The organism is Bradyrhizobium sp. CB1015 (genome assembly GCF_025200925.1).
GTDB lineage: Bacteria > Pseudomonadota > Alphaproteobacteria > Rhizobiales > Xanthobacteraceae > Bradyrhizobium.
Genome location: NZ_CP104174.1, coordinates 544,734 through 557,824, shown reverse-complemented (window position 1 = coordinate 557,824; position 13,091 = coordinate 544,734). Strand labels below are relative to the sequence as shown.

General features: G+C 65.9%; 15 protein-coding genes. 8 read left to right on the top strand and 7 right to left on the bottom strand.

Features of this window, described 5'->3' with window-relative positions:
• Positions 1 to 143: 143 nt before the first annotated feature.
• Complete coding sequence (locus N2604_RS02595) at positions 144 to 1,010, top strand: hypothetical protein (RefSeq protein WP_260373647.1); 867 nt, start codon at positions 144 to 146, stop codon at positions 1,008 to 1,010.
• A 48-nt stretch (positions 1,011 to 1,058) separates the two neighbouring features.
• Here N2604_RS02595 and N2604_RS02590 read toward each other — a convergent pair whose 3' ends face one another.
• The 4 genes from N2604_RS02590 to N2604_RS02575 form a co-directional block, all read right to left on the bottom strand.
• Positions 1,059 to 1,463, bottom strand: a complete 405-nt coding sequence (locus tag N2604_RS02590; protein WP_260373646.1) for a PIN domain-containing protein — start codon at positions 1,461 to 1,463, stop codon at positions 1,059 to 1,061.
• A complete protein-coding gene (locus N2604_RS02585; RefSeq protein WP_260376415.1) occupies positions 1,460 to 1,690 on the bottom strand; it encodes an AbrB/MazE/SpoVT family DNA-binding domain-containing protein in 231 nt (76 codons plus the stop codon). The genes N2604_RS02590 and N2604_RS02585 overlap by 4 nt, the downstream gene beginning before the upstream one ends.
• Positions 1,691 to 1,767: 77 nt before the next feature.
• Complete coding sequence (locus N2604_RS02580) at positions 1,768 to 3,057, bottom strand: Spy/CpxP family protein refolding chaperone (RefSeq protein ID WP_260373645.1); 1,290 nt, start codon at positions 3,055 to 3,057, stop codon at positions 1,768 to 1,770.
• A gap of 170 nt (positions 3,058 to 3,227) precedes the next feature.
• Positions 3,228 to 4,292, bottom strand: a complete 1,065-nt coding sequence (locus N2604_RS02575) for a LysM peptidoglycan-binding domain-containing protein (RefSeq protein WP_260373644.1) — start codon at positions 4,290 to 4,292, stop codon at positions 3,228 to 3,230.
• Between the two features lie 225 nt (positions 4,293 to 4,517).
• Here N2604_RS02575 and N2604_RS02570 point away from each other — a divergent pair, with 225 nt between their 5' ends.
• The 3 genes from N2604_RS02570 (at position 4,518) to N2604_RS02560 (ending at position 8,550) form a co-directional block, all read left to right on the top strand.
• Positions 4,518 to 5,171, top strand: coding sequence for a hypothetical protein (locus N2604_RS02570; RefSeq protein ID WP_409241759.1), 654 nt, complete (start codon positions 4,518 to 4,520; stop codon positions 5,169 to 5,171).
• Between the two features lie 139 nt (positions 5,172 to 5,310).
• On the top strand, positions 5,311 to 7,974 hold the full coding sequence (locus tag N2604_RS02565) for an EAL domain-containing protein (protein ID WP_260373642.1): 2,664 nt from the start codon (positions 5,311 to 5,313) through the stop codon (positions 7,972 to 7,974).
• Between the two features lie 216 nt (positions 7,975 to 8,190).
• On the top strand, positions 8,191 to 8,550 hold the full coding sequence (locus N2604_RS02560) for a hypothetical protein (RefSeq protein ID WP_260373641.1): 360 nt from the start codon (positions 8,191 to 8,193) through the stop codon (positions 8,548 to 8,550).
• A gap of 30 nt (positions 8,551 to 8,580) precedes the next feature.
• On the opposite strand, the gene N2604_RS02555 is transcribed toward N2604_RS02560, so the two are convergent.
• Both N2604_RS02555 and N2604_RS02550 read right to left on the bottom strand, forming a co-directional pair.
• Positions 8,581 to 8,703 carry a hypothetical protein gene (locus tag N2604_RS02555; protein ID WP_260373640.1) on the bottom strand — a complete coding sequence of 41 codons (123 nt, stop codon included), beginning with the start codon at positions 8,701 to 8,703 and terminating at the stop codon, positions 8,581 to 8,583.
• A gap of 82 nt (positions 8,704 to 8,785) precedes the next feature.
• On the bottom strand, positions 8,786 to 8,962 hold the full coding sequence (locus N2604_RS02550) for a hypothetical protein (RefSeq protein WP_260373639.1): 177 nt from the start codon (positions 8,960 to 8,962) through the stop codon (positions 8,786 to 8,788).
• Positions 8,963 to 9,109: 147 nt separating this feature from the next.
• Between N2604_RS02550 and N2604_RS02545 the strand changes: the two genes are divergently transcribed.
• The 4 genes from N2604_RS02545 to N2604_RS02530 all read left to right on the top strand — a co-directional run bounded on the left by N2604_RS02545 (position 9,110) and on the right by N2604_RS02530 (position 11,811).
• Positions 9,110 to 9,241: a hypothetical protein gene (locus N2604_RS02545; RefSeq protein WP_260373638.1), complete on the top strand. Its 132-nt coding sequence runs from the start codon at positions 9,110 to 9,112 to the stop codon at positions 9,239 to 9,241.
• A gap of 128 nt (positions 9,242 to 9,369) precedes the next feature.
• On the top strand, positions 9,370 to 10,497 hold the full coding sequence (locus tag N2604_RS02540; RefSeq protein ID WP_260373637.1) for a lactonase family protein: 1,128 nt from the start codon (positions 9,370 to 9,372) through the stop codon (positions 10,495 to 10,497).
• A 68-nt stretch (positions 10,498 to 10,565) separates the two neighbouring features.
• Entirely contained in the window at positions 10,566 to 10,736 is a 171-nt protein-coding gene (locus N2604_RS02535) for a hypothetical protein (protein WP_260373636.1), read from the top strand.
• A 181-nt stretch (positions 10,737 to 10,917) separates the two neighbouring features.
• Complete coding sequence (locus N2604_RS02530) at positions 10,918 to 11,811, top strand: efflux RND transporter periplasmic adaptor subunit (protein WP_260373635.1); 894 nt, start codon at positions 10,918 to 10,920, stop codon at positions 11,809 to 11,811.
• 45 nt (positions 11,812 to 11,856) lie between these two features.
• Here the strand turns inward: N2604_RS02530 and N2604_RS02525 are convergent, their stop codons facing one another.
• On the bottom strand, positions 11,857 to 12,705 hold the full coding sequence (locus N2604_RS02525) for a caspase family protein (RefSeq protein ID WP_260373634.1): 849 nt from the start codon (positions 12,703 to 12,705) through the stop codon (positions 11,857 to 11,859).
• Positions 12,706 to 13,091 lie beyond the last annotated feature (386 nt).

The following is a 13,091-nucleotide window of genomic DNA, read 5'->3' as shown; positions in this document are numbered from 1 at the left end:
GCACGTGCCCACGCGATTTGACCCGTCGGGCAAAACGCCGGCAGATTGGCAACACCCCAGACGCCTCCCGCCCGAACCACATCCCTCCTCCCTGCGACCAACCATCGCCTCAACGGCGAGGTGGATGTCTGGGAGACGAACCCGTGACGCTTGCGCTGCCTTCGCGTGCCTATGATTTGCAGATGCTGGACCGGCCCGCGGATCGCGCGCGTGATCAGGGCTGGGTGTTTGGGCTGCCGCCGGGCATTGCGTCCGAGCAATGGCCGCTCGATCCCGTCACCGGTTATCCCTTGATGCACGGCTTCACGCTTCTGTTGCCGGAGGATTATCGGGTGCATGGCGCGGACATCGTCGCATTGTCGTTCTTCGCCACGGCGCCCGATCACAATGACGGCGGCGCGCCCGACGATCCCGAGATTCGCGAGGCGGTGCTGGCGCGGCCATCACATCCGCGCCTGTCGCGCATGAGCGATATTCTCGACTACGCCTATGCCGCGCTGCTGCTGACGCAGGGCGAATATGACGGCGGGTTTGCCGCACCTCCGGCGCCGCTTGCGCTGGCAACAGTGGAGCGGCCGCGCTGGCTCGACGTCGGCGGCGCCAGCGCCTTCTTCGAGGCCGCGCCGGCTTACGCAAAGAAGATGTTTGCCGCCCCGCCGCGTGCCGATCTCGGCGAGACGCGCGCGATCGCGCTGTCGCCGCGCGCTGATGATCCCAACGCCGGCAAGGGCCCGCAGGACGAGTATGTGCGCGAAAATCCGCCGACCGGCTATCAGCCTTACTACTACTACGTCGGCGGCAGACCGGGCCGCGACAATTTCCGCCTGCACGACTGGGCCAAGGATCACGCCCACAACCATCTCGGCGGCACCATGCGGCCCTGCCAGGCCGTGCCGGAGATGAGCCCGTTCTACATCGAGTTCGAGGAATATTTCGGCGGCTACAATTTCGGCGGCGGCAACGCGCAGCTGGACTTCAAGGACATGAAGTTCGACTGGGCGTGCGGGTGAGATCACGGAATCCGCGCAAGAGTCCGGACGTTGCGATGATGCGAGCGTTCACGGCGTCATGCCGAGGAACGGATTGAGGATGGTGAGCCCGCCGATGCTGCGCCTGTGCTGGAGGTCTTCGCTATAAAGCGTATCGCATCCGGTCTCGATCGCGGACGCGATGATGAGGGCGTCGTAGAACGCTACGGAATGATCGCGGGCGAGCGCAATCGCAGCTGCGTGCGTATCCGCGGTCAGAGGCACGATGTCCGGAAAGCGAAACCGGATCGTCTGGACGGCTGCCTCAATGACCGGCCAGTCCTGCTGCTGCTTCTTGCGCAGCACGTTGGTGAACTCGTTCAACACCTGCGCACTGATCACGCCGCCTCCGGCAAGGGCGTTCAACGCCGGTCCTCGCCGGGCGTCGGTCGAATAGGCATAGATCAAGATATTGCTGTCGAAGAACGCGCTCACCGTTCGTTCGCCTCGTCCCGATCGAATTTATAGCCTTCGGGGAGCGGAAAATGGAATTGCTCCACCTGCTTGAGAAACTCCGCTCGTTTGTCGACCTTCTCCACCGCAATCTCGCCCTTCGAGGCTTTGACCACGTTGAGTTCGTCACCAGGCGAGAGCTTCAAGGCTTCGACCAGCGCTTTGGGCAGGCGCACTGCAAGGCTGTTGCCCCATTTGGAAACCAGCACGGCACCCTCCGCGACATACGGGTTCATACGTATATCATAGGCAGGATATCATAGTCTTTCAAGAACTGAGGCCCCCGTCACACCCCCCGCTTCGGGCCGATCGCCTCGAACCCGGCCTTCTGCTCGTCGCTCAGGTCGGCCTGGAAATCGTCGAACGCGTCGGCCACGCCGTTCACCGCTTGCAGCATGGTCTGCAGCCGCGTCTTCACGGCGGCGAGGCGGGCCTGCGGGGTTGCGGCGGGCTCGGTCGGGCAGGCGCTGAGCGTCTGCATGGTGCGCAGCGTGGTGTCCTGCAGCACCTCGAAGCGGGCGCGGCCGACCTCGTCGAGGTGGAGCGTGGCGGCGATCTCGGCGGGCCATTGCTGCTGGACGAGCTGCTCGTATTGGCGCTGCGCGTTCTCATCAGAAAGAGGATCGTAGTCCGCCTGGCAGGCCTTGGCCGCCTGCGTCTCCTTGGGAGCGTTCTTGTCAGCGTTTTTGGACTGGAAGGATGCCAGCGCGGCGCGACGCTCGTTGGCGAGGGCGTTGAGCCGGGCTTTCTGGTCGTCATTGAGCAGGCCGACGAATTTCGACAGCGGCGCTTCGACCGCGTCGATGGCCTTGATCATCGCCTCGATGCGCTCGCGCATCAGGCCGAGGCGCTCCGCCGCATTGGCAGGGACCTGCGCCGGGCAGGCGGTGCGGATGGTGTCGCGCGCGGCAAGCCAGGCGGATGAGAGCTCGTCGAGCGCGGTGCGCTGAGCTTCGTTCGGTGCAACGGCGCTCGCGATGCGCTCGACCGGCAGGCCGCCGGTGTCGCTGGCCTCGCACAGCGTTTCCGCGGCCGGGATTCGTCGCGCGCGACGGCCTGGCGGGACGGTGTAGGCGGCAAGCTCGGTGGCGGCGTAGGGCGTGAAGAGCGCGGCATAGATGTCGCCATAGCCGTAGAGCGAGAGGCTGGTGGTGTCGCCGAAGATGATCGCATTGGTGAGATCGTCATGCGCGAACGGCCAGAACACCGGGCCGACCCAGCCGTAGCTGCCGTCGGGATGACGCCACCAGCCCTGCGGGCGGCGGCCGCCTTGCCAGCCCGCCAGCGCAGCCTGCGCCGTGAGGGCCGCACGCAGCACGTAAGGGTTCGGCAGCTGGCTGCGGTCGGCCCCGCGCGGGTCTTGCGACCTCAGCGCAGCGGAGCGATAGCGGCCGCCGCGCACGGCCATGCGGGAATGACGCAGGCGCGACATGCCGATCATGTGGCCGACGGCGAAACGCGCAACCCCGAGCGGACCGCCGCGCAAGCCGAACTGCGCCTCCGCCCTACCAGGCAGCAGCACTGCCGCAATCAGCAGGGTCGCACCGGCAAGCGCCAGTGCCATGCGTCCCGGCATGATCGCTGACCTAACCACGGGCTTCATCACGGGCTTGATCACGTCTTGGCCCTCCCTCCCGCGCCAAGTGCGCAATGCGTCGCATCACGATGACGCGCGAGGGAACCGAATGTTCCTTGGAGACACAGGACAATGCGTCGCAACGCGCGCCGGCCACTGCCGGTGCGGTGTCACTCCGCCTTCTGCGGCATCACGAAGGTCTGGCCGGGATAGATCAAGTTCGGGTTGTGGATCTTGTCGCGGTTGGCCTTGAAGATCACCCCGTAACGGGCGCCGTCGCCGTAAGCGAGCCGGCTGAGCGCCCACAGGCTGTCGCCGCGGGCGATGATCCGGCTGCCGCCGGCCTCGGCCGGTGCGGTGGTGAGCGCCTCCGCCGGCGATGCCGATGCGATCGCGGTGGCCGCCGGCGCATGCGCGAAGGCCTTGGGCTTCGGCGCGCCGATCAGTTTCGGCCGGGCCGCTTGCTTGTCAGGCACCGAGGCCAAGCGCGGCGAGGCCGACGGCAGGGCGGCGACGACATCCGATTTGTCGTCGGGCTTCTCGGCCTGCTTGGTCTCCTGCTTCGCAGCCGGCGGGGTGCGCGCGGGCGGCGGCGCCGCCGCAGCGATGGTCACCGGCATGGTCCGGCCGGATTCGGTGACCGTGCCGTCCGGCGCCTTGGCCCGGAGTGTCAGGTCATAAGAGCCGGCAGGCAGCTGCGGCGGGGTCATCACGAACTGGCCCGAGGCGTCCGCAACCACGCTGTCGAGCGGCTTGCCGTCGCGCAGCAGCTCGACCCTCGCACCCGGCGTGGCGCGGCCGGCGATCACCGCCGCCTCGCCGTGCTCGTCGATGCGGGCGACGTCGAAGCGGGGGCCGGCATCTGCAGCCGGCGCCGGCGGCTTGACCGGCACGAGATCGCCGAGCGCAGCCACCTGCTTCTGGGTCTCGGCCAGCGCGCCAGCCTTCGGCTCCGGGGCAGGCGGCGCGCTGCCGGCGAGCTTCGGCTGTTCCGGCTCGAGTCCAGGCTTGGACTCGGGCTGGGACTCAGGCTTGGACTCGGGCTTGGACGTGTCCGGCTTGGACTCCACCTTGGCTTCAAGCTTGGGCTCCACCTTGACCTCCGGCTTGGCGGCGACGGTGACCTTGGTCCCGTCCGGCAACAGGCGGCGCAGCTCGGTTGGGCCGATCACCAGCGCAGTGCCGACCAGCGCGAGCAGACAGAGGGCAATGAAGACCTTGGAGGCGGTGATCATCTGAAAAGGACCTTGGGTGGCAAATCAGCCGAGGTCGGCAAGGTGCGCCGATTTGGCTGCCGCAGCAAGACTGCCGATGGGATTATGCCTCCGTCCCGGCGCGCGGGATGAACCGGCGCGACCATGGCGGTGTCCAAGTATCAAGGCCGCCTCGCGGCATTCTTCAAGGGAATTTTTGCCGTGACCGTATTTTCCCGTGCCGCGCGATCGCTGGCGCTGGTGCTGATGCTGATGCTGGCCGCTTCACCCGCATTGGCCGGCTCCGGCCCGCCGCCCGGCTTCACGCTCTCCGACGATGCCGATCTCGCCTTCACCTCGCCCGACGGCGCCACCAGGCTCGAGCAGTACATGAAGGAGGGCGAGGATTTCGACATCAATTGGCAGGTCTGGGCGCGGCGCGGCGAGGAGATGCGCGAGCTGAAGCCCGAGCAGGGCTATCCGGCCGGCTTCCGTTTCACGGCCGACTCGCAATGGCTGGTACGGATGCAAAAGACCGGCTCGGGCGAGCAGGACCTCTTTCTCTACCATGTCGAGAACGGCGCCTTCGTCAACGCGACGAAGCAATCGCTCAGCGATCTCGCCTGGGCCTATTTCCACAGCCGGCCCGACACGAAGAACATGAAGCTCGACTACCACATCTCGGCCAATCTGATGAAGGGCACCGAAGATGCGTATCGCTGGCTCGGCGTCGACTGGCCCAACAACCGCTATCTCCTGATCTCGCTGTCGGGTGAAATGGACAAGCATCCGAAGAACGTCGCGGTGAAGGGACTGGCGGATTGGAAATGCCGCTATGACCTCAAGACCGGCAAGTTCGACGTCCCGGCGATGTTCGCCAAGGACAATGCGGAAGCCTTGAGGTGGGAAATCAAGCGCTGAGGGTCCTGCGGTCTCGCCGCAATCTCCCGCGCGGTGGAACCAACCCTCTGATTCCATTCCGATTCATCTTTCCCTAACCGTCAATGGTAACGGGCTCTTGTCGGTTTTGCAGCATCTTGCATCCCACGGGAGGACTGGGATGGGCGCATCGATTCGATGGACCGCGCGAACGCGCGCGTTGTTTCGCCGTTGGCGCGGGGCGCCGCTGACGTGGCTGATCGCCGGCGGCTTCGTGCTGATGCTTGCGACTGCCATCGGCACCGCGCTCACCGTCGACCGCTTCCGGCAAAATGCCATCGAGAGCGGTCGCGACAGCCTGGAAAACGCCGTCCGCATGCTCGCCCGGCATTTCGACCGCCAGTTCGAGGACTTTGCGGTGCTGCAGAAGAGCATCATCGCCGAGCTCGAGAGCCACGGCATCGACTCCGCCGAGGTCTTCCGCAGCGAGATGGGCACGCTCGCCGTGCACGAGGTGCTGCGCGCGAAAGCCAGCGGCTGGTCCGACGTCGCCGGCGCCAATCTGTTCGATTCCAGGGGCGTGCTGATCAACTCGTCGCGGCAATGGCCCGTCGCCGACATCTCGGTCGCCGACCGCGGCTATTTCCATCGCCTCAAGGACGATCCGGCCGCGCAAGAGGAAGTGGAGGTCGTGCCCGGCCGGTTCGGCAAGGGACCTGCGATCGTGTTCGCGCGGCGCGTCTCCGGCCCGCACGGCGAGTTCCTTGGGCTGGTCTCGCGCGCGATCACGCCCGAGCAGCTCGAATCCTTCTTCGCCTCGACCGGGCTCGGCGAGGATTCCTCGATCGCGATGCACCACCAGAACGGCCAGTTGCTCGCCCGCATTCCGCATGTCGAGTCGTTGATCGGGCAGAACTTCCGCAACGGCACGCCGGAGCAGATGGCGGTGTTCGAGCGCACCTTCGTCACCACCCAGCTCGCAAGCCCGATCGACGGCAAGGACCGTATCGTCGCCTCGCGCCTGCTCGCCGGCGAGCCGTTGGTCATGGTCGCGACCAAATCGCTCGATGCGACGCTGGCGACCTGGCGCACGCAAACGAAATTCTTCGTCACCATCGCCGTGCTGTCGATCGGCCTCTTGGTGCTGACGCTGTTTCTGATCTTCCGCCAGGTAACGCTCCGGCTCTCGCTCGAGAAGCAGCGGCTCGACACCGCGATGAACACGATGACGCAGGGCCTGTTGATGTTCGACCAGGACGAGCGGCTGATCGTCTGCAACCGCCGCTACATCGATATGTATCGACTGTCTGCCGCATTGGTGAAGCCCGGCGTCCACTTCCGCGACGTGATCCGGCATCGCCGGGACACCGGCTCGTTCGAGGGCGACGTCGAGACCTATTGCGACGACATCCTGAGCAATATCGGCCGTACCAAGAGCGCGATCGTCGAAACCGCCGACGGCCGCCTGATCGAGATCAAGAACCAGCCGGCCGCTGCCGGCGGCTGGCTCGCCACCCATGACGACGTCACCGAGCGCATCCGCGCCGACGAGCGCATCGCCCATCTGGCGCATTACGACGCGCTCACCGACCTTCCCAACCGCGTGCTGCTGCGAGGGCATCTGGAGCGCCGAGTCGCCGAACTCGCACAAGGCAAGCCGTTCGCGATCCTCTATATCGACGTCGACGAGTTCAAGGGCGTCAACGATTCGCACGGGCACGAGGTTGGCGACGAATTGCTGCGCCAGGTGGCGAGCCGCCTGCGCGCCTGCGTCAGCGGCAACGACATGGTCGCGCGGCTCGGCGGCGACGAATTCGCCATCGTCAAGGCCGGCACCAACGATCCGGCCGAGCTGACGGCACTCGCGGAAACGATCCTTGGGGCCTTGCGCGCGCCGGTGGACTGCAAGGGGCAGGAGATTCCGACGGATGCCAGCATCGGCATCGCCATCGCGCCCGACCATGGCGACAATCTCGACGATCTGCTCAAGCGCGCCGATCTGGCGATGTATGCGGCGAAGTCCGAAGGCCGCCGCACCTTCCGCCTGTTCGCACCCGAATACGACGCCAAGGTGCGGCAGCGCCGCCAGCTCGAGCTCGATCTGCGCCAGGCGCTCGCGCGCGGCGAATTCGAGGTGCACTACCAGCCGCTGGTCGACCTCACCGCCAATGTCGTCACCGGCTGCGAGGCGTTGCTGCGCTGGCGCCATCCCGAGCGCGGCATGGTTTCGCCGGCGGAGTTCATCCCGGTCGCCGAAGACACCGGCCTGATCGGCGAGATCGGCGAATGGGTGCTGAAGCAGGCCTGCGTTGAGGCCGCCTCGTGGCCCGGCCGGATTCACATCGCGGTCAACGTGTCGCCGGTCCAATTCCGCTCGCGCACGTTGGCGCTCAAGGTCGCCGCCGCCCTCACGGAATCCGGGCTCGCGCCGGGACGGCTCGAGCTCGAGATCACCGAGACGGTGCTGATCCGCGACGACGAGGAGGCGCTGGCGATCCTGCAGCAGCTGCGCGAGCTCGGCGTGCGTATCGCGCTCGACGACTTCGGCACCGGCTATTCGTCGCTGAGCTATCTGCACCGCTTCCCGTTCGACAAGATCAAGATCGACCGCAGCTTCATCAGCGACATCGGCGAACCTGAGGATTCCTCGCCGATCGTGCAGGCCGTGGTGCACATGGCCGCCGCGCGCCATATGGCGACCACCGCCGAAGGCGTCGAGACCGAAGCGCAAGCCGAGGTGCTGCGTCGGCTCGGATGCAGCCAGATGCAGGGCTGGCTGTTCAGCCCGGCGGTGCCCGCAGCGAAGCTGAAGCAGCTGCTGGCGGCGCAGGCGGTCGCGGCTTAGCGCGGCGGCTCCTCATCGGAGACCTCCCAGCCGCTCATCCCCTCACCGCCCGCCGAAAAATAGGATCAAACCTTGCGCCTCGCGGTTATCGCCTCGCTGAGACGGTCGGGAACTCCGGCCGACGGGCCCTAGTCGACATTGCATCACGCGCACCACAGGCGGGCTTTTCGCCAGCACTGTCGCGCGCGCGTGCGTGCGTGAAACCAGCGAGGTGACATGGCGACCCCAGCGTTCAGAATGATCCTTCTCGTCGCGGTTGGGACCCTGATCGGGCTCGCCGCGGAGGCCCGCGACGACGGACGCTACGCAAACTCTCCCCTCAAGGGCTGGTTCGAGAGCCTGAAGAGCAAGGGCGGCGGTCCCTGTTGTGCCGATGCCGACGGCACCGCGCTCGACGACGTCGACTGGGAGACGCGGGACGGACATTACCGGGTGCGGCTCCTCGGCAACTGGGTCGAGGTGCCCGACGACACTGTCATCACCGAGCCCAACCGCGCCGGGCGCACCATGGTCTGGCCTTATTACGTCAACGGCCGTCCCATGATCCGCTGCTTCATGCCCGGCAGCATGACGTGATCCGGAACGGGCTCCGCAAGGCCGGATAGCTCACATCGATTGTCGGGCCGCCCGCACTTCGACGAATTCGGCGTCTGGGTGGCTGACGATGGTGGCGACCATGATGCCGCTGATGATCAGCGACCAGGCGGTGTTCCAATAGATCCAAAACACGGGCCAGCCTCCCTTTTCCTTTTCTCACGCGGCAGAGCGATGCCGCCGTTCCCCACGCGCCGCGATGGCGAGCGGCGAGGCGCTATTTTGATTTGGTCGGTGGCGACGCCCGGTCGGTTTGGCCGGTGTGGCGCTTTGCCACGACGTCCTCGTCGCGCTCGCCCTCGTGCGGGCGCGGCGGAAGCTTGGGCTGGCCGGCCTGACCGCCATGCTTGCCGCCCATGTCGGGCTTGCCTTCCAGATCGTTTTCGCGGGGCATGCCGGTTCAATGCGTTCGCAGCGCAATGGTTCGCAGCAGCATCGGCTGTTTCCGCCTGTGAACGGCCTCATAGAACCGCCGCTCTTTGCGGTGCAGGATGGCGGACGCGGCCCTTGGCCTCGCAGCTTGCACCGACGGATTGGCCTGATGCGAAAACGCCTCATCCTCTGGACGCTCGTGACGTCCGCCCTGGTCGCGGTCACCTTGTGGATCATGCTCGGGCCGCCGGACCGCCCGCCCGGGCCGCATTTGCCGTCCCGCACTGCGGCGGTGCGCTGACACGCCATCCCGCGACCGATGCGATTTCGGCATCGATCGATCCCATTTGGATTTTGGTGCGACGGCGCGCCTGCCGCTATCCTCGCGGCAAAACGACAATGCCGCGAACCGGCTTTCAGGAGGAGCCCATGTCGAGATCGATCCGACGCATCGCATCGCGCGTGCCACGCGCTGCGATCGCCGCTACCCTGTTCGTTTCTCTCACTCTCGGTTCAGGAGTCCGTGCCGGCATGGCCGAAACCTTCGCCTATGTCGGCAATGCCGACAGCAACGACATCAGCGTGTTCAAGATGAGCGAGAGCGGCGAGATGACGCTCGTGCAGACGGCCGCCTTCAAGGGCGTCGAAAAGCCGGGCTCCTCGACACCGCTCGCGATTACGCCCGACCACCGCGTGCTGATCGCCGGTATCCGCTCGCAGCCCACTCTCGCGGTGAGCTTTGCAATCGATTCCAAGACGGGCCAGCTCAGCCATCTCGGCAACGGACCGCTCGCCGACAGCATGGCCTATATCGCCATCGACCGCAGCGGCAAGTTCCTGTTCAGCGCCTCCTATGGCGGCAACAAGGTCGCGCTGAATCCGCTGCTTGGCAACGGCGTCGCCGGCGAGCCCAAGCAGGTGATCCCGACCGGGCTGAACGCCCACGCCTTCCTGCCCTCGCCCGACAACCGCTTCGCATTCGCGACCAATCTCGGCTCCGATCAGGTGCTGGCCTTCGCGTTCGATGCCACAGCCGGCACGCTGACGCCGAGCGATCCGCCAGCGCACAAGGTGCCGGAGAAATCGGGGCCGCGGCACTTCGTCTTTCACCCCGGCGGCAAGTTCGTCTATCTCCTCCACGAGCTGAACGGCGACGTCGCGGCATTCACCTATGAGGCCAGGAGCGGCGCCTGGGACGAGATCCAGCGCACCACCGCGCTGCCGGAGGGGTTTTCCGGAAAACCCTGGACCGCTGACATCCACATCACCCCGGACGGCCGCTTTCTCTACACCTCCGAGCGCACCACCAGCATGCTCACCGCCTACAAGGTCGACGGCTCGAGCGGCAAGCTGACCACGATCGGCAGCGTGCAGACCGAGAAGCAGCCGCGCGGCTTCCAAATCGATCCCGCCGGCCGCTACCTTGCCGCCGTCGGCGAGCTCTCCGACAGCATGACGGTCTATGCCATCGACCAGGGCAGCGGCGCGCTGGCCAAGCTGAAATCCTACCCGACCGGCAAGAAGCCGAACTGGGTCGAGTTCCTGAACCTGCCGTGAGGCGCCGTCACCGACCTACGTAATCATCCGTAATTTCGCGCGGCCGGGCTTGACGTCATATCTCGGTCATGGACCGCCAGATTGTCTTCAAATGCCCCCAGACGGGCCTGAACGTGCAGCATCGGCTTACCGACGAGCCGAGCGATCGCACGCACGTGTCGGTGTCCTGTCCGGCCTGCACGCGGCTGCATCTGATCGAGCGGGCCAGCGGCAAGCTGCTCGGTGAGCGGCGCCGCTGACGGCCTGAGCTCTTCGGAGCGAACCTGTTCTCCAATTCCGCGACTCATCAAAGACTTGCCGCGACTGCCGGCGGCGGCGCTGCGTCCTGTTTCGGGACGACGCGGCCGTAGTGCGGGCGGCGGCCATCTGCTATCGATTGGAGGCATAGCCCAAGTGGAATTTACCCAATTGGAATTTCCGATGCGTCATTTGCCCCGCGCCGTTGTTCGAAACCTGTATCCCGCAGCCGTCGCCGGCCTGCTCGTCCTCAGTCCCCATCCGGCCGGTGCCGCCGATGACGACGCGCCCAAGGGGCCGGCGGTCACGGTGCTGAAGGTCGCGAAATCCTGCTTCTCCGACATCGTCGAGGCCACCGGCACGATCATCGCGCGGGAGGAAACCTCGGTGCGGCCCGAACGTCCCGGCCTGAAGGTCACGGACGTGCTGGCGGAGGCCGGCGATACCACCACGGCCGGCCAGGTGCTGGCGCGGCTGGCGCTGCCCGAGGGCGGCACGCTTCAGGTCACCGCCCCCGTGGCGGGGGTGATCGCGACCTCGACCGCGCAGATCGGCAACTTCGCCTCGGCCAAGGGCGAGGCACTGTTCACGATCGTGGCGCGCAGCGAGTACGATCTCGTCGGTCTCGTCGCCACCACCGATGTGCGCAAGCTCGCGGTCAATCAGCAGGCCACCGTGCGGATCGCAGGCGCCGGCGATATCAACGGCAAGGTGCGCCGCATCGGCCCGACCGTCGAGCCGAACATCCAGCAGGGGATGGTCTATATCGGCATCTCCTCGCAGAAGCGGCTGCTGCTGAATGCCAGCGGGCGCGCGCTGATCAAGACCGGGCAGAGCTGCAACGTCGCGGTGCCGCTGACCGCCGTGCAATATTCGTCCGCCGGCACCGTGGTGCAGGTGATCCGCCGCAACCGCGTCGAGACCAAGCGTGTCGAGGTCGGCTTGATGTCGGGCGGCAATATCGAGGTCCGCGACGGCCTCAACGAAGGCGATGTCGTCGTCGCCCGCGCCGGCGCCTTGCTGCGCGAAGGCGATCCGGTGCGTCCGGCGATGGCGAGCGCGGAAGCGGCGAAGTAATGATTGCAGAACACCTACCCTCCCCCTCCAGGGGAGGATAAGAAACTAACCGCCGGCTTCGCCGAAGCGGACGTCTTCGAGCAACGACGACGACACGGTCGGGACCTGGTCGCCTTCGCTGGCGCGGGAGATGGCGAGGCGGGTCTTGTTGAAGACGCTCTCGGCGCTGCCGGGCTTGCTGAGATTGTTGAGGAACTCGCTGACCAGCACGCTGTGCTCGCCCTTGCCGTCGTCGACGACCTTGCCGGGCGAGGCCGAGGTGAGAATCAGCGCATTGTCGGACGCGCTGATCGGCGCAAGACCGTGGCTGTAGGAGCGGAAGCGGCGCTCGTAAGGATTGCGGCGGGAGGCGTCGACCACGACGAGCTTGGCCTTGGCACCCTGCTCCTTCATCATGTCGAGCACGCCGTCGATGGAGACGCCATGGCGGCGGACGTCGCCTTCCTTCCAGATCACGGCGTCGACCGGCAGCATGTAGCTCTCGCGGCCGGCCTGCACGCCGTAGCCGCCGAAGAACAGCATGACGACGCTGTCGCGCGTGATCCGGGACTTCAGGCGGCCCACGGCACGCACCATGTCGTCCTTGGTCGCGTCTTCCACCATATCGACGTCAAAGCCGTTCTTGCGCAGCGACGAGGACAGCGCGCGGGCGTCGTTGATCGACTGCGTCAGCGGCGCGCTGGCGTCCGGATAATGACCGTTGCCGATGACGAGCGCGAGGCGCGAGGTCTGGCCGATCGAGCCCGTGATCTGGTCGGTCGAGACGGCCTTGGCGGCATCGATCGCTCGCATGTTGAGAGCAGCATGGGCGCCGATCACCAGCGACACCGTGCCGATGAGGGCTGCGGCGAGGGCGATCGTACGTCTGGAAAGGTCGAGCTGCTTTACATTCATCTCGCTTCGTTTCCTGTGCCAAAGACCAGCCAAGCGCGCGCACACTGTTTGAGTAGCGCGATAGCGTCTTTAGGTTTGAGGGATCGGCCGGGGAAGTGCCCCCGAATTGCGCGCAATTTGCGGCGCCGCACCAAACAAACCCTTAACCGCATATAGGCCCTGGGGCAATAGATTGCTCAAAATTTGAGCTAAGTGACTGAATGTGTTAGTTAATTCTCCGGGCTAGGTTCCTGCATTTTCGGGTTCCCTCGTAGCCTTCCGGAGGCTGATCATGCAGTCCTCGTGCCTGATATTTCCGTGACCTCCATCACATTTGTATTTCCTGCGAATCCAGGTAGCTTTTCAACGACTTGCAGGGGGTGGTGTGCGGACGGCTGCGCGCTCGC